The sequence below is a fragment of the Burkholderia sp. LMG 13014 genome, assembly GCF_905232215.1.
GTDB lineage: Bacteria > Pseudomonadota > Gammaproteobacteria > Burkholderiales > Burkholderiaceae > Burkholderia.
This window is the reverse complement of the sequence record NZ_CAJNKE010000091.1, coordinates 1-15,755: the sequence shown is the minus strand read 5'-3', so window position 1 is coordinate 15,755 and position 15,755 is coordinate 1. Positions and strand designations below refer to the sequence as shown.

At 55.6% G+C, this 15,755-nt stretch carries 15 protein-coding genes; 9 read left to right on the top strand and 6 right to left on the bottom strand.

The genetic code is table 11. The annotated features are described in order from the left end of the window. The 6 genes from JYJ84_RS13000 to JYJ84_RS12975 form a co-directional block, all read left to right on the top strand. On the top strand, positions 1–731 hold a 731-nt coding region (locus JYJ84_RS13000), incomplete at its 5' end, for a site-specific integrase (protein ID WP_205189208.1). A 2-nt stretch (positions 732–733) separates the two neighbouring features. Further along, on the top strand, positions 734–2,623 hold the full coding sequence (locus JYJ84_RS12995; RefSeq protein ID WP_175223592.1) for a site-specific integrase: 1,890 nt from the start codon (positions 734–736) through the stop codon (positions 2,621–2,623). Beyond that, positions 2,616–3,068 (top strand): hypothetical protein, encoded by a 453-nt coding sequence (locus tag JYJ84_RS12990; protein ID WP_175223591.1) that lies wholly within the window; start codon positions 2,616–2,618, stop codon positions 3,066–3,068. The genes JYJ84_RS12995 and JYJ84_RS12990 overlap by 8 nt, the downstream gene beginning before the upstream one ends. 12 nt (positions 3,069–3,080) lie before the next feature. Beyond that, positions 3,081–3,914 carry a thymidylate synthase gene (locus JYJ84_RS12985; RefSeq protein ID WP_175223590.1) on the top strand — a complete coding sequence of 278 codons (834 nt, stop codon included), beginning with the start codon at positions 3,081–3,083 and terminating at the stop codon, positions 3,912–3,914. A 333-nt stretch (positions 3,915–4,247) separates the two neighbouring features. Next, positions 4,248–4,934, top strand: coding sequence for an ImmA/IrrE family metallo-endopeptidase (locus tag JYJ84_RS12980; RefSeq protein WP_175223589.1), 687 nt, complete (start codon positions 4,248–4,250; stop codon positions 4,932–4,934). A gap of 124 nt (positions 4,935–5,058) precedes the next feature. Continuing rightward, positions 5,059–6,039 carry a toll/interleukin-1 receptor domain-containing protein gene (locus JYJ84_RS12975; RefSeq protein ID WP_175223588.1) on the top strand — a complete coding sequence of 327 codons (981 nt, stop codon included), beginning with the start codon at positions 5,059–5,061 and terminating at the stop codon, positions 6,037–6,039. A gap of 113 nt (positions 6,040–6,152) precedes the next feature. Here JYJ84_RS12975 and JYJ84_RS12970 read toward each other — a convergent pair whose 3' ends face one another. The 5 genes from JYJ84_RS12970 to JYJ84_RS12950 form a co-directional block, all read right to left on the bottom strand. After that, positions 6,153–8,156: a DUF3732 domain-containing protein gene (locus JYJ84_RS12970; protein WP_175223587.1), complete on the bottom strand. Its 2,004-nt coding sequence runs from the start codon at positions 8,154–8,156 to the stop codon at positions 6,153–6,155. A 1-nt stretch (position 8,157) separates the two neighbouring features. After that, a complete protein-coding gene (locus JYJ84_RS12965) occupies positions 8,158–8,631 on the bottom strand; it encodes a three component ABC system middle component (RefSeq protein WP_124714686.1) in 474 nt (157 codons plus the stop codon). 7 nt (positions 8,632–8,638) lie between these two features. Beyond that, positions 8,639–9,940: an ABC-three component system protein gene (locus JYJ84_RS12960; protein ID WP_175223586.1), complete on the bottom strand. Its 1,302-nt coding sequence runs from the start codon at positions 9,938–9,940 to the stop codon at positions 8,639–8,641. A 264-nt stretch (positions 9,941–10,204) separates the two neighbouring features. Beyond that, complete coding sequence (locus JYJ84_RS12955; RefSeq protein WP_175223585.1) at positions 10,205–11,131, bottom strand: HNH endonuclease signature motif containing protein; 927 nt, start codon at positions 11,129–11,131, stop codon at positions 10,205–10,207. A 347-nt stretch (positions 11,132–11,478) separates the two neighbouring features. Further along, positions 11,479–11,715, bottom strand: coding sequence for a helix-turn-helix domain-containing protein (locus JYJ84_RS12950; RefSeq protein WP_175223584.1), 237 nt, complete (start codon positions 11,713–11,715; stop codon positions 11,479–11,481). A 187-nt stretch (positions 11,716–11,902) separates the two neighbouring features. On the opposite strand from JYJ84_RS12950, the gene JYJ84_RS12945 reads away from it, so the two are divergent. The 3 genes from JYJ84_RS12945 to JYJ84_RS12935 all read left to right on the top strand — a co-directional run bounded on the left by JYJ84_RS12945 (position 11,903) and on the right by JYJ84_RS12935 (position 14,915). Then, on the top strand, positions 11,903–12,451 hold the full coding sequence (locus JYJ84_RS12945) for a hypothetical protein (protein WP_205189209.1): 549 nt from the start codon (positions 11,903–11,905) through the stop codon (positions 12,449–12,451). Positions 12,452–13,380: 929 nt separating this feature from the next. After that, the gene (locus JYJ84_RS12940; protein ID WP_175223583.1) at positions 13,381–13,953 is read left to right on the top strand and encodes an HAD domain-containing protein; all 573 of its coding nucleotides are present in this window, start codon (positions 13,381–13,383) and stop codon (positions 13,951–13,953) included. A 353-nt stretch (positions 13,954–14,306) separates the two neighbouring features. Continuing rightward, positions 14,307–14,915 (top strand): RNA 2'-phosphotransferase, encoded by a 609-nt coding sequence (locus tag JYJ84_RS12935; protein WP_175223582.1) that lies wholly within the window; start codon positions 14,307–14,309, stop codon positions 14,913–14,915. A 231-nt stretch (positions 14,916–15,146) separates the two neighbouring features. On the opposite strand, the gene JYJ84_RS12930 is transcribed toward JYJ84_RS12935, so the two are convergent. Next, positions 15,147–15,755, bottom strand: a 609-nt coding sequence (locus JYJ84_RS12930; RefSeq protein ID WP_205189207.1) for a hypothetical protein, incomplete at its 5' end; no start/stop codon positions are given.

Genomic DNA, 15,755 nt, shown 5'->3' with positions numbered 1-15,755 from the left:
TGGGTCAAAATTCGATGAAAATTACTGCCTCAGGTGGGTCAATTCTGCGTGGACATCAACAATTTCAAGCTATCTTCGGCAAAGGGTTTCGTTTCACGATTTCCCGATGCCGGCCTACGCTCGCGACGAATCTGGTGTTGGCCGGAGCAACACTCTTCGATGTACAGGTAGTCCTCGGCCACGCCCGCATCATGACGACGGCCACATACCTCGACGAGCAGAAGTTGAAACCTGCGTTCAATCGGACGGTTTCGCAGGCCCTCTCCGAAATCGCGAAGCGCTCTCGAGACGCATCGCAAGTGGAAAAAGCTGTCGAGCGCGCCAAGCAGCAAGAGCCAGAGAACGAGAAGGACGCTTTTTACGAGACGCTTTCGGGCTGCGGATGCACGAATCCGTTCAATCCCAGCGATGACGTTCGCGCGGCCACCAAATATGTAAAAGGCACGGTCTGCAAATTTTGGAACATGTGCATTCGATGTGACAGCGCAATTGTGACCGAGCGCTCGCTGCCGAAGCTGCTTGTCTACAGGCGGCGAGTTGGGGCGGCGCTTGAAACGGATTCACCGGCTATCAGGAGTAGAAGGGAGCTATTCGAAGACACGGTCCAACTCATTGACGGAATTTTGGAGGAAGGCGTGGTGTTCGACGCTCCCACAATCCGTCAGGCGGAGTATCAGGCAGCCACGATGGACGACATCCTTACGGACCATCTGATTTATCAGGGAATTTGACCGTGAAAAACTCGTTGACCACCCCGAATGAAACAGCCATCCAGAGAGGACAAACCGTATTCAGGCCTGACATGCCGGTGTATGGCGCGGTTTTCGGTTCAGACGTTTGGCCTTACGAAGAATCGACGTCAGAAGAATACAACGGACCGACATCCAGCAGCTTCGTTTGGCGGGACTATATGGAAGGGCGCGGGACGACTTACCAACATCCCGCCTCGACACAAATGAGCAAATATGCCCTTTGCCTCACAGCCGATATGGTGCATGACCTTAAAGTCTCGGCATACATCCATGGTCACTATCCCAAACTCATAAAAAATTCCCGAGGTACGAAAGAGAAGCTCAAACCAATAACGGTCCAAGCACGCACCGTGGAACTGGCCAAATTTTTCTCCCATGCGATAAGGCTCGGCGCAAACAAACATAGTGCATCGGTAACCAAGCTCAGCGACATTTCATTCTCTCTGTTGAAAGAGGCCATAGCGACCTACCACGGCCGCTCAGACTCCTTAAGACGAGCCCTCAATCTAATATCCGACCCAGTTATTCAGTGCAATCTTAACGCCCCTCTACAATGGACCATTCAAGATATAAAATCGATGTCCATTGCATGGCGCGTCACCCCAGATTATGAAGGCACCCCAACTCTTCGAGACGACCAGTTTCTATTCCTTCTGGAGAAATGCAAATCCGCCATTACCACATTAAAATCAGCCGCCGGGCTTCAAATTCACGACTCCGAATGTCGAGCATTAGAGCAGACAAGCAGATGGTTCGAGAATGAAATGGCCGCCTGCGCCATTAACGCATATTTCGAGGGCAATGGTTTTCGGACCGGTGATTTTCAGAGAAACTTCGGATTCTCACTTAGCGAAATAGACAGGATTATTGACGATGGACACGCAGCGGCGATAACGATAATTTTACTGCTTAGCGCAATGCGTCGCTCTGAAGTACGCTATTTGCAACGAAATTGTCTCGCGTTTGAGCATGGATACTGGCTCTTAAAATCAAAGGAAATCAAAGGAAAGCCCAAAGATATGCCAATTTCGGAGGGATGGCTCGCAATCGATTTAACGCGAGACGCTTATGATGTTTTGATGTTTATTACCGAAAAAACTGGCAACAACTCCCTTTTCTCAACCCCATTCCGCGGACAGACAAGTCGCAGCAGCAAGGCCTACAGCCCGGCCACCATCGGCAGAAGGATTTCTAAATGGATTGATAAAATTGATGACATTGGGGTTTTCGAGGACTGGACTTTCTCCGTTCATCAATTACGAGAAACGCTTGTTGCCCAACTGGCGAATCAACAGGTCGCTCTCCCGTTCATCAGCATGCAACTCAAACACTTTCATAGCCAATTTAGCTCTATGCCCAACGCAGTGACGGCAGGGTACGGGCAGTATAGAAAACAACTCTTAACGAGCGTTGCTAATCGGGTCGCGACAGCGAGGGAGAACGCTTTGAACGACGTCTTCGGTGAGCACGCTCGATTCGCTGGTGGGGGCGCCGAGGAACACAAAGCTCGCATCGACTCGTTTTTCTCGGGGCTGGGCTTGTTCGGAGAGGCAAGAGCTAGGTACATTCGCGACATGGCGCGGCGAGGGGTAAAGCTGATGCCTACCAGCATCGGACACTGTGCGAAGAACTTCCTCGAGCTAGCTGAGGACGAGCTTCCTCCCTGCTACGGCGATTATCATTGTGACCCGAACTGTTCGAGTCACGTCATCACGGAGCGGTCCGCAGACACTCTCAAGATGCGACGGGAGTACGCGCTCAATGAAGCTGAGTTGGAAACGAAAACTGCGTACAAGGTCATCTGGCTGGGCATGGCTCAGCAACTTGACACCCATATCAAATGCTTAGATTCGAGGAGGCCCCATGGCTGATGGTCGTCCGGCCGAGCTGGCACGGCATGTCGAAGCCGAGTCAGAGAAGAATGATAAACTTATTATTGAAGCTTTAGCCGAGCTAGAGGATGTTTCGAAGGCCGGAAAACGCAAGGCAACAGTGGCAACCATCTGCCAACTGACCGGGCTGTCGCGCAACACTGTGCGGGGCCGCCCTTGGGCCTTGGTTCGACTGAAGGCCATCAAAGCCGCTCACAAAAGCCAGCTAGCGTCGGAGGCCGCCTCCCGCTCAGAGGAAGAACACGAGCCTACTCCACGCATGTTGCGGAACCGTATCAAGCTCATCTTGGACCAAAATGCTCTTCTGTACGAGGAAATCCTGACCCTCAAGGGCATCATCTCGAACCAAGAAACTGAGATTGAAGCGCTCAAAGCTCGAAGCAAAATTTCACTCGCGCAGCCTCCTGGGCGGGTACCCGAATAGTTGGATGGTGACATGAAGCAATACCTCGAACTCCTAGAAGACATCTTGGAGAACGGTGTCCAGAAAGGCGACCGCACAGGCACGGGGACGACGTCTGTGTTTGGCCGCCAATTCCGACACAACTTGGCGAAGGGCTTCCCTCTGCTGACCACGAAGAAGCTTCATTTCAAGAGCATCGCGAACGAGCTTATCTGGTTCCTGAGCGGCAACACGAACGTTAGTTGGCTCAAAGAGAACGGCGTCTCCATCTGGAACGAGTGGGCCACCGAAGACAACGAGCTCGGCCCTGTCTATGGCAAGCAGTGGACCGCGTGGCCGACCAAGGACGGCGGGACCATCAACCAGATTGACTACGTCATCAAGACGCTCCGGGAGAAGCCGAACAGCCGGCGCATCCTGTTCCATGGCTGGAACCCCGAGTACCTCCCGAACGAGTCCATCAGCCCACAAGAGAACGCAAAGCAAGGTCTCATGGCATTGCCGCCTTGTCACCTGCTCTACCAGTTCTACGTTGCGGAGGGCAAGCTATCCTCACTGCTGTACATCCGCAGTTCGGACAGCTTCCTTGGCCTCCCGTACAACATTGCTTCGCTGGCCCTCCTTACGCATATGGTCGCGCAACAGTGCGACTTGATTCCGCATGAAATCATCGTCAGCATCGGGGACCTGCACGCGTATTCCAATCACATGGAACAGATTCAGACACAGCTTGCTCGAGACGTTCGCGAGCTGCCCAAGCTGAATATCAAGCGCCGCCCCGAGTCGATTTACGACTACAAGTTTGAAGACTTCGAAATCGTCGGCTACAACCCACACCCCAGTATCGCGGCTCCCATCGCCGTCTGAGCTGTCTCACATCTGAACCGCGCGCGGCCCTCTTCGCTCCGTGAGAGGGCCGCGGCAGCAGCGGCCAACCTTCATCCTCCCGCCCCCTCCTCTCCGTAGTTACTTCTGCATCTCCCGACTTCGCCAACCGAGCCACACAATCTCCGCTTCAATCCATGATGAGCAACTCCAGCGTCAACGGCACCGGCCTACGCACGCGGAAATCGAAGTTCACCTTTATTAAGGGTTCGACTCCAATTTAAATCTTGGCAAACTCCACAATTAGTTGTATATATTTTCACGTAAAGCACTACATTTAGTGCTATCCAATGAAACTTGGTTCGGGGTTCCCACATGCACGACATCGACAAAGTTGCCATCGCAGCCGAGGTGCGGCGTTTCCAGTTTGAAATCTGGCAACGCGCGGGGACTACCCACAACACCATCCCGCATCTGCTGCAGCTTTTCCGCCCTGACCACGCTGCTGCTGTTCATGCAATCGAATATGAAGTGGTGGCCAGCTCACTAGGCGTGCACGGCATAGGCAAGACCCAGTATCAGGTCGCCGGGCTGGTTGATGTGCAACGTTCAACTATTCGTATTGCAGGAAACCTTCCGTACGAGGTCCAGCGGTTTACCGGGGCACACGAACTCGGCCACATCGTCCTACACCCTGGACTATCGCTTCATCGCGACCGCCCGCTCCTTGGCGACGCCCCTGTTCCCGACCGTCGCGAGCGGGAGGCCAATTTCTTTGCCGCGTGCTTCCTTGCCCCGGAGAAGCTTTTGCGCCGCGCCTTCGAAGAGCGATTTGGCACCGACGTGCTTCACTTGGACGACCGCGTCGCGTTCGCCATCGCCGGCAACGGCGCTCAGGACCTTCTCCGGTCGAAAACGGGGTCCCTGGAATTCCCGCGTGCGGTGGCAACCGCGCGGAAGTTCGGGCTCGGCAACCACTTCAAATCGCTCGCGGAAGAGTTCGGAATGTCGCCGACCGCTATGGCAATCCGCATCCGGGAACTCGACCTGGTCAGCTACTGAACAGAGTGCGTGCCGGCGCGGAGTGCTCCACTCCACGCGACCGCTCGAGCCACACCATCGTGCTATCTTGGAAGCCGCATCAACGGCTTCGACAACGACCTGAATTTCCTGGTGGGACACCTGCATGGCATCAGTTTTCTTCTCGTACACACACGTAGACGAGGCACTGCGCGACCAGCTCGAAGTGCACCTTTCGCTGCTGAAGCGCGAGGGGCTCATTTCTGCATGGCACGACCGGCGCATCGTCGCGGGCGACAACCTCGACGACAGTATCGACGAGCAGCTCGAAAATGCAGACATCATCTTGCTGCTAGTCAGCGCGAACTTCATCGCATCAGAATACTGCTTCGCGACGGAAATGAAGCGGGCAATCGAGCGCCATGAGGCTGGCCAGGCGCGCGTCATCCCGGTCATCCTGCGCGCTTGCGACTGGCATAGTGCCCCATTCGGCAAACTGAACGCGGTCCCGACGGACGGCAAGCCCGTGACGTCCTGGCCTAACCAGGATGAGGCGTTCGCCAATATCGCGAAGTCCATCCGCACGGCAGTCGCAGCGAAATCGGCGTCACCGGCGCCGCGTGCGCATGACGCAGCGCCGGCAAGCGCTCCGTTGACTAGGCCAGCGGCAGCTGAGCCTGCGTTCAGCACGCAATTACCCCGGTCCAGCAATCTGCGCGTGAAACACCAGTTCTCGGACCTCGATAGGGATACGTTCGTTTCGGAGACCTTTGACTTCATCGCCCGCTTCTTTGAGGGTTCGCTTATGGAGCTGGAGAAGCGGCACAGTCAGTTTCAAGGACGATTCTCGCGCATCGATACCCGCCGCTTCACTGCGAGCATCTATAAGGACGGCAAGAGCATCTCGCAATGCAGCGTCGCACACGGCGGCGCCTTCGGCGGAAACAGCAACCGCGAGATTACCTATTCAAGCCAGATTGCCACGCACACGAACAGTTTCAACGAGGCGCTCACCGTCACCGAGGACAGTCAAACCCTGTACCTGAAGCCGATGATGAACATGGCGAGAGGTGTAGCCGACAAGTTGTCTGACACAGGAGCCGCTGAATATTTCTGGTCGATGCTGATGGAGCCCATCCAACGCTGAATTCACGTCGTCGGCGCGCAGGGGTGCTTCACATCTGGGCTCCGGCACAGCCCGTCTGTAGGACGCTCCCTGCGCGTGCGACTGGCAAGCCCTGTTCGGCGACGTCTCAAGATTTACTCGCCATCGTGCCCGGCGCTCTCTCCGTCTTCCAGCCAGGATGTCGGAACGAGCTTGACCCCATTCCGCCACTCCTGGACGAAGTGAATGCCCCTCTGTCCATCCCAGAACTGGTGCCCTGCATGGTCAAGCACAATAATCTGCAGGTGGCCTTTGTATGTGGACGCAGCCGCGCCAAAGGTTTTGAAGAATCGCTTCACGGCATCCGAATCCTCGTCCGGTACCTTGTAGTTCTCTTCGATACTGCCGTCCGTGAGCCGCCTAGGAAAATACACTTGACTCGGTTGGTCAAAAACGAGCAGCCCTGGAACAGGTGAGTGCTGCTCTCGCGAGAACAGAAGATGGAGCGCCAGAAGTGCTGAAACGTGGTAGGTGAGCCAATTTGCACCACTTCCGAGCTGCCAAAGGTAGTCGGAGCCGCCATTTTCGTTACTCACCTTGACGGTCAGCTCTTTCATGTCGAGTTGCACCGCGGCATCTTCGTCTTCGGCATCAAGGTTCTCGGCAATTCGCCCCATCCACCGCGTGAGCCGTGTCTGAACCCGTTCAAGCCTTGCGTGGTAGGAGTGGCCTGACAGCTCAGCCTTCAACTGTTCAATGCGAGCCAACATTTTGTCGAGTTCGTCTCGTGACGCGCTGCTCTCTCTGCCTTTATATACTTCGAGTGCTTGTTCAAGCGCACCGATGAAGCGGGCGGCCTGCGTCACCAACAACCTTTGCTGCCTCGCTCGCTGATTCCGCGCCTCAATTCCTTTCCTGGTTGCGGCGACTGCGCCGAGCGCATCGACGAGCTCACGCAGCTTTTTTTCCAAAGCGACCCAGTCTCGGTCGTACACCGACGGCGCACGTGCAACTCGCCGCGCTTCGGACTCGACAACCACAAGCGCATCGACAAGTGTCTCGACTTTCTCAGCGTGACCATCGAGAGACTGGCTGCACACAGGACAAGCTGCGTCGACTGTCTCTTCCGTATGAACGCGCAGCCACCTTGAAAGTCCAAGACGTTCCTGCCTCGTACCGAGTGATAGTTCGAACTGATTGACCGAAGACCGAAGGTCAGAAAGTCGGCTCATGCGATGCCGAACTTCAGCTATCTCAGCGTTCAGTTGCGCCTCTTGATTTGTCAACTGCCCATACTCATCAGCAGCTTTCGCGATGACTTCGGCACTTGGGATGGAGTCGGGCAAGTTGGCCGCGGTCAACCCCGAAAGAGCTTCCAATATGGCTGGCTCCTCAGCATCCTTCAGCGAATCTACTGGCAAAAATCCGAGCTCATAAGCCTCCGTCACCCAGTTCCCAAGGTTGGCTCGCCAAGTCGCGGACGCCCGCTCGTAAGCAGCCAGCTCTTTTTCCAGCACGCGCACCGCTCTTCGAAGGCTTTCGTACTCCCACTGTTTCTCAAGGATTTCTGGCGTCGTGACGCCCAGAACATAGGGGAATATCGCCCGCAGCTTCTCTCGGTGCTCAGTTGTGTCCGCACGATAGAAAAGAACGTCTGGATTGGCGACCAAGTTCTGCGGCTGGAAGCAGAACGCCATCAAGTCCCGGAAGCTGGGACGGCCGGCGTAGCCACTCGTAGTGTTTTGAGCGTCTGTACCGAGGCGCGTCAGCCTAGCCAGCCGGTCCATCGTCAGCTTGACCCTGTCGACGTTCGTATTGGCGACGGGGACATCCAAAGGAGTCGCCCCTTCCGTCACGGGCTTGACGTACATATCGGTAGAGGTTGGCTGCCTCCCCGGTTCAGGCCGAGCAAGCAGCATCAGCCCCTCGTCGGTATCAACTACTATGCCGAACCAAGCGACTGCCTTACGGATAACGCCAACCGGGATTGCGCAGCGTTCAGATGCCAGGCAGTAGTCGATGATTGGGATAATCGACGACTTTCCGGTCTTCGATGCCCCAGTGATGATGTTCGCTTTGTTTCGCTCGAACGGTACAACCTGAGGGGCAATGCCTGCCTTCCGCGGCCACAAGATGAGTTCGATGATTTGCAGCTTCAATCTACAACTCCAGACGAAAAACGAAGCAGAATTCCCGCAACGACACCTCTGCGGCCCAGCGTCCCAATTTCTCAGCTGCCTTCATGAGTTCTTTTGGCATCTTCCCATCCAATATCGGAGGCGCCGTTACACGAGAACGATATGTAGCGTCTTCCGCCTGGACTGCGACCAGGCCAGCCCGAAGAGCGATAGCGAGACTCTCACTCGACAGGCTACGCATGTTCAGAACGTTCGTTTGCGCCGTCGTCGCAATAGACTCATCGTTGGTCAGCTTTTCTTCAATCTTGCGCAGACCCTTGTTGGTCTTAACAACGACATCAAGAGTCGATTTGTTGTACAGCAATGGGATAACGAAGAATGCATATGGAAGCGGCACTGCCGCCTCGGTCTGGGACGCGAACGCGCGCCCGAATTGCCATATCAAGGCGGCACCGAGTCCAGGGTTTTGGACCTGCCACATCTCTTTGTTAAGCATAAGGGACCTATTCCGCGGGCGTGGCAACGAGCGCCTTCCAATCGGGATGCCACCCAATTTTTAGTTCGTTCGCAATCTCGTGAAAGCTTCCCCGGGAGAAATAGGCAGGAACATCCACCTTCTGAATTCGCATCTCTTTTTTCATACAGAGGATGAGAGGCTTCACTCCCTGCTGAATCGGTGTCTTATCCGTATCGAGTGTCTCTACTTCCAGTGCACTTTGCTGCCAGTGGTCTTGAAGCTCTTCAACGAATGGCCCGAGACTGTTCGAGTTCAGATACCCAAGGGCCGCCCAGGACGTCCGTGCAGACGAAGCCCGCAAGAAGTCTTTGATATAGGCTTCAATTCTGTCTTCCTTCAGCTCAAGAACGGTGAGCTGACGGACAAATATCGAGCCGTCGAGATGCTCTTCGATTTCACTTCTCTGGGGTATTAACGTGTGCTCTGGGAACGCTTTCAGAGTTCCCAGTACTCGCTCGTGGACGATGAGGCGATACGCCCTGAAGTCATCGTAGGCGATTCCGACAACCCGCTGCGCTTCAATCTGCGCCATCACTTGGGTCTTCGTCCAGCCGAGAAGGGATTCGGTCACTTCGTTTACGTGCTCGTCGGGAACACTCGCAGAAATTGCACCTCTTACCTCGTTCACTGGAGAGGCGGTCCCTTTCTCGATGGAAAAATAGACCACGATGGAGGCGATAACCTCGTCGTCATGGTCAAACACTCTACGAAGTTGCTTGATGAGCGCTGCGGGGCTCGTTTCGTCGTCACCATCGTCGCGGACAACAGCACTGCCATCGCCTGCGGCGACGGCCCGCTTGCCCCCCTTCTTCACGGCTCCTTTGGCCGCTTTCTTACTGACATCCGTTTCGAGGTCGTCTGCGAAGTGTTTCCGAAGCTTCGCGACAAGTTGCATGGCCTCGTCGGTTTTGTTACAGCGGTGCAGCTCGTCCGCTATTGGGCCGTCGTACGGTTGTGCCACGTACAAAACGTATATTGACGCTGCCGGCAGTGAGCCGGCACGCCGAGCATCAATCCAGTTCGCCAGGGTTTTCCAAAGAGAAACTGCTCTATCCGCAATCGGATTGTAAGTGAACCCACTCTTATCCTCTTCGGATACGACTCGGCCATCTGCGGCCTGGGTGGAGACGTCGCCAACGTGCTCGAATGCCACTACATCACCGGTCCTCGCATGTAGAAGATGCCATAGGACCCGAACCTCTTGAACTAGGTAGCCGTATGCTTGGCCGGGAACCGACGGGCTCCGCTTCACACGCGGTTCCTTCGCAACCTTTTCTTTGGTAGACATGGCAGCATTTTCACAATGGAATAATTTCTGTGATGAAGCCGAGGTGGTCCTTTCTTTATAACCCATCTGATACACCGCACACTCGAGAAACGTGACCATCGCGGCGCATCATTGCTCGCCGTGTACGGCATCTGGCAGGTCGAAAAAAGTCATGCAGCTCGCTGCCAAGCACTTGGTAGCCCCCTCTAATATGCTCGGGTCGCTGCGAGTCGAATCGCATGACTTTCATTGAGACCGACAGTTCAACGGCCTGAAACCTCCGTCCTACGTTTCAACTTTATTTTCTTCTAACCGCCTTAAGCTGGTTTCGTTTTGAGCAATTTGATGGGACTTTTCGTCGAGACTTTCAAAGAACTCCTCGTCATGAGGATATTTTTTCGCAAGTACGTCCCAAATCATGGTGTCACGGAGTTCATGTCGGTCCTCTCCGAAATGCGCTTGCCGATGGTCGTCCGCACAAATAGCGACAACATTTCGTTCATCGTCAGCCCCACCGCAATTCAGCGGAATGACATGGTGCGCTTCCAAGTAGTACGCGCCACTTGCCGTCACAAACCCCCTCTTGCCACATAGCTCACAGCTCCCATCTGCAGCTCGCAGCTTCGCTGCACGCACTACCGCCGAGTCACGCTCGTAAATCGCCGTGGCCGGAGCTATGACCTTCTTCGCAGGAACAACAGGAGCCGGAGGGGCTTTGTGCTGCTTCTCATACTCTTGGTCTTCGGCGTAGCCGTCGAACTCAGCCGGTTGCGGCTTGCCGCGGATAACCACAATCCGCCGTTCTTCATTTCGGTGATGAGGGTACCAGAGGACAGGGTCAAGCTCGCGCTGATGAGCCTCGCTCGTCTCTCTCAGCCCCTTCTTTCTCCGTACTCCGTCGAGGATAGCCACGTGAATCGGCTTCTTGCGGTAGTAGGCTTCTACCATCAGCGCAGATACGGCGTCCGCACGATTCAACTGGACTGGAGTGGCCGTGTCGATATTATCTTGCGCCCAGTCAGAAGCGGTGTCGATGAAGAAAATCTCGTCGCCATCCTCATCCATACCGTCATGCCAGATGTTGACAAGGTAGGGACCGTCATTGCCTTTGAAACACCAATCGTACTGCGTCGTCATCGGAACACCGACTTTCTCCGTGATGTCTCGGACGAGCTGCTTCGTTGCTGGTTTCAGGTCTGCCAGAGTTGTCATGTATTTTTCTGAGAGTGGGAGCGCCCCGCCGTTTTGCAGGAAGTTCGCGTGTCTTTTTATTCCTTACTCGGTCTCGTCTGCCAGAAGATGGGGGATGACACTGCCGATTGCACGTGCATCGCTCACCTTTGCGCAGCCTCACTGACCTTCTTCCTAGGTGCCCCCGGCTTTGCCGTGCGAACCGTCTTCACGGCATGAATGGCGAGAACGTTCGGGACGACTCTATGCGGGTTTCGACTCGTCCATCGAGCTCCATTGCCCTGCTCTCCAGACGGCGTCCGCGCTCTCAAAGCGCACTACACGATGCTTGCTCGAAATGAAGACGGCACAACCATGCCGCTACCAGGTTAGTCGACAAGCAACTCCGCCGGGTCTACCCCGAGACCCAGCGCCAGCTTCTGGAGATTATCGAGTGTAATGTTCGTCGCCGCCCGTTCGATGTGACTTACGTACGTCCGATGGAACCCGCATTGGACGCTGAGCGTTTCTTGGGAAATACCTTTCTCCAAACGCAGGCGCCGCACGTGCTCTGCCAGCCGGCGCCGGAGGTACGGGTCGATGTCTTTGCTGTCAGTTTCGGTCATGCCCGGCAGGTTCGCGCAACATGACCTTTCCGTCTACTTCGCAAACGTATACTCTCTAAACATATACTGCATAAACGTATACAATGGTCGCTTCATGGTAGATGCATGCCCCTGAGGAACTGTCGCACGTCGACTCCCCTTGGTGACAAGCGCAGCGATAAGACAGAACGATGGAGGTTCTTCGGTAATGGTTCACAGCGCGCGTCTTAGCGACAAGCCGCTCAACTTTCAACGTCCTAGACTTACTGCCGAGCAGAGCCACCTGATTGCGCGATACCCGTTGTTCTTTCGCGCCATGCAAAACCCAGAGGCCTACCCGTCGAACCTTGCGAACGTCGGCATTCAATGTGGTCTTGGCTGGTATCCAATCATCGAAGATGCCGCACGAGAAATTGAGCATGAGCTACGAACGATGTGGTCGGAGCCGTTCAAGAATCCGGAGGGTCTCTCCGCCATGGACGAAGAGCTTCTTTCAGGCAGAAGGGCCTACCCCATACTCCCCTTTTGCACAGACATCAGCCAAGTTGAGGGCGAACTGATGATGGGCATTGAGCCGGGCCACCTTTGCGACATGGCGGCGTGGAAACGTCTCCGCAAATCAGTGGAGCAAGCGGCATCTAAGTCTCGCTACACGTGCGAAAGCTGTGGGAAACCCGGGAAGTTCCGCGAGATTCATTGGCGACACGTCTACTGCGATGGATGCATACACCCTTTTGCCTTTGACTCTCCGTCGTAGACCGAACACGGTGTGTAGTGGCTGGACGTCACCCATTCGCAGGCGACTTTAGTTGTGACCGAGGCGGCGCAGGCAGGAACATCCGGCGGAATATCCAGAATACGAATTTTCATACGCGACAGCGTTAGATGAGAGCATCGAACGATGAGCACAGCAGCTCGGGCGTATTTCGACAAGCAGCTCCAGGCGGCCCGTCAGGAATTGAGGCGAAAGGTCCAAGTGCGCGAGTTGATGGAGGCGACGCCTTTCGCGAAACGCCTTGGCATTAGCTTGCTACGGCTCGCGCGGCTTGAAAGCAGCGGCAGTGTCTTTTCTGTCGACATAGATGGAACGCCGCACTATCCAGCGCTACTTGCTTCACACGACTATGAGCCGCGTCGTCTGCGCAAGATATGTCGCATTATTTATCCGGCGCCAGCATCTGCGAGATGGCACTTTCTTACTACACGTTGGGGGTCACTTGGTGGGTTGTCGCCGCTTGAAGCGATGCGCACAGATGACGGATACCTGCGCCTGCTTACGGTAGCGAAGAGCTGGTCAGCTCAGTGGTGGCGAACAGCCGTCGAAATCTACGACGCTGGAGACACATATGACGGCGCCACACCAATCTGCACAGGCACGGTGGAGCAGGACCCGCGCATAAGTGCGTGGCGCCGAGCATCGGCTGCGCTGAGCGACTCTCTCAACATGCGACCGGCTGGGCCTTATCCACGGCTCAATTCAGCGACTGTTCTAGTGACCAGGACTTCAGGTGGCACGTCGGAGCGGGTACCAGAATTCCAGCTTGACGTCACGGCATCCGGCGGCGTTGGTTACGCAAGCATTAGGGCAGATGCTGTGCCGAGAACCTTGGGGCCGATACCCGTCAGTGAAGTCGACGACATCGTCGCCGTAGTGAGGAAGCTGCTGGCAACAGAGGGAAACGTAACATGCGAAACGTGCTCTTCCTAGATTTCGACGGCGTGCTGCATCGGGGGGATGCCTACATCACACCCCAAGGCGTTGTGAGCAGTGCACCTGGCATCATTAAATTATTCGAGTTTGCGCAGGTACTGGAAGAGTTACTCGCCCCGTACCCGCGAATCGAGATTGTGCTCTCGACGGACTGGTGTTCTCGATTCGGTTTTGAGCATGCGCGCCGCATGCTCCCCTTGGAAAGCTTGCGTCAGCGCGTAACCGACGCTACATACGATGTCGAGCGTGACGATTCCGCTTCATGGCCGACGCGTCCACGAGGAAGTCAGATTCTCCGGCATGTCCGGCGCCACAACCTTGTGGCATGGCTCGCCGTCGATGACCGGCGAGACGGATTTCACGGTTACCACGACAGGCTGATTCACTGTCAAACCGAAGCTGGGCTGGGCGACCTGGCTGTCATCGAGTATTTTCGGTCACGTCTCCATGAACGATTCGACGAGAATCCGACCCATCGGTCATTCAAGGAAATGCTGTCCGACATGCCCGATGTCGGCACAGATGACGATTTCAATTGCTGGGGATAGACCAAGTGCAACCCGTCTTTCCTGCCCAGCCCTCTACTTCTTAGGATTTCTCACGATGTTTGGGAATTCTCAAATCAGTTGAGAAAGCGTGATACAGGCAACAGGCACGAAACGGCACAACGACTACAAGACATTGCGCATCGCAAGCCCGCGAACCCCGTAGCCGGAAGACTCAGGCAAGCTGCTCGAGGTCTTGCCGAGGAACCCGTCCGGTCAGCCCGATATTGACGTGACCTCTGTACAGGGACTCCGTGCGAAGACAGATGCAGCAGCACGCGCATGGTGTGAGTCACAGACTGAGGATAACGACCCACTGGGGCTTTGACGTTAAATTCCGCACAAGAGTAGACGATATGAATACTGATACAGAGTCGCGCCCAACAGGCGAACAAGTCGCGCTGAGTAAGCTACTGTCGAAAATTCTGCGGCACGAACCGGAGATGGTTGGCATCCGTCTCGATAGTCAAGGCTGGGTGTCCATCGACGAACTTGTTCGCGCAATCGAGCGGGCGGCGCGCAAGGCGGGTGCCCCCAAGCGTCTGAGAACACTGCCAACTTGCACGAAGGAACTCATCATGGTCGTCGTGGCAACGAGTGAGAAGCAACGGTTTTCCCTGTCGGCTGATGGCGAACGAATACGCGCTGCGCAAGGCCATTCTATAGAAATAGACTTGGGGTACGCAGCTGTGGAACCTCCGCCGACTCTCTATCACGGCACTGCCTGGGGCAACTGGGTACGCATTGCCCGTGAGGGTCTGACGGCGCAAAGCAGGCATGCGGTGCATTTGAGTACCGACGCGGAAACCGCAACGCGAGTAGGTGCTCGTCACGGCCGCCCAGTTGTGCTTGTCGTCGACGCTGCGCGGATGCGCAAAGACGGTTTTTCTTTCTCACGTTCCGACAACGGGGTTTGGCTCACTACGCATGTCCCGCGCTATTATCTCACGCGTCTCGGTGAGTGAACCGTCTCGGACTTACGCGGAGTTCGCTTCGCCGATATTGGATTGGCTGCGGCGGCATGCTTCGCCAACTGACGTCACCGACCGCGGTCGTCTCTAGTCGTTCGGCACGTAGCCAGCGTCGACTGCCGCACGCGACGCGCTCAGGCTTTCCGGTGCCGGCGTGTCAGTCACGTTGCCTGATACGGAGTCAACAGTTGTGGGCTCCGGCCTGGTTACGTCGCCACGCAGCTCTCACAATGCGAACAATTCGTTTGCCGGATGCCTCACGTCGAAATTCATAGCCTCCACGGCCTGCCGATGACGGAGACTGAACCGTCGAAGAGTACGCTCGAGCAGTCCACTCGCGTAGGATGACAGCTCATAACGTTGCAGCATTTCCTTCACCACGTCGATATGTCCAAAAAATAGCAAGGAGTTAAGTACGTGCTCCAACGCCAGTGGCTTATCGATGAGGTAGAAGGCGGATTGGCGCAGTCTCGCTTCCCCAGCATCACGGGCAGCCACGAGGTCGCGAATAGATAGCTCTCGCTCTCTTTCAAATTCCTCAGTATGTCTTGATTTGTTCCTAGAAAAGTAGTAAAGAGCCCTCATCTCGCCGAGCGCTTCTGCGGATATATTAGCCATAAGGTCCGGCCAAGTTTCGGCTCGCAACGCCGCGCGCGCACGTATTCCATCGAGCAACCCTGAATCGTCGTTCTTGACCTCGGCATCGAGTAACGCGTCACGCCCTTCTGGCGCCGGCGCATGTCGCTTCTTCAAATCATCAACATCAATAAATTTGCACCACGAATCGAAATAGCGAGTGAGTTGCGCGGCCTTCAAATGAGCAAGCGGACGAGG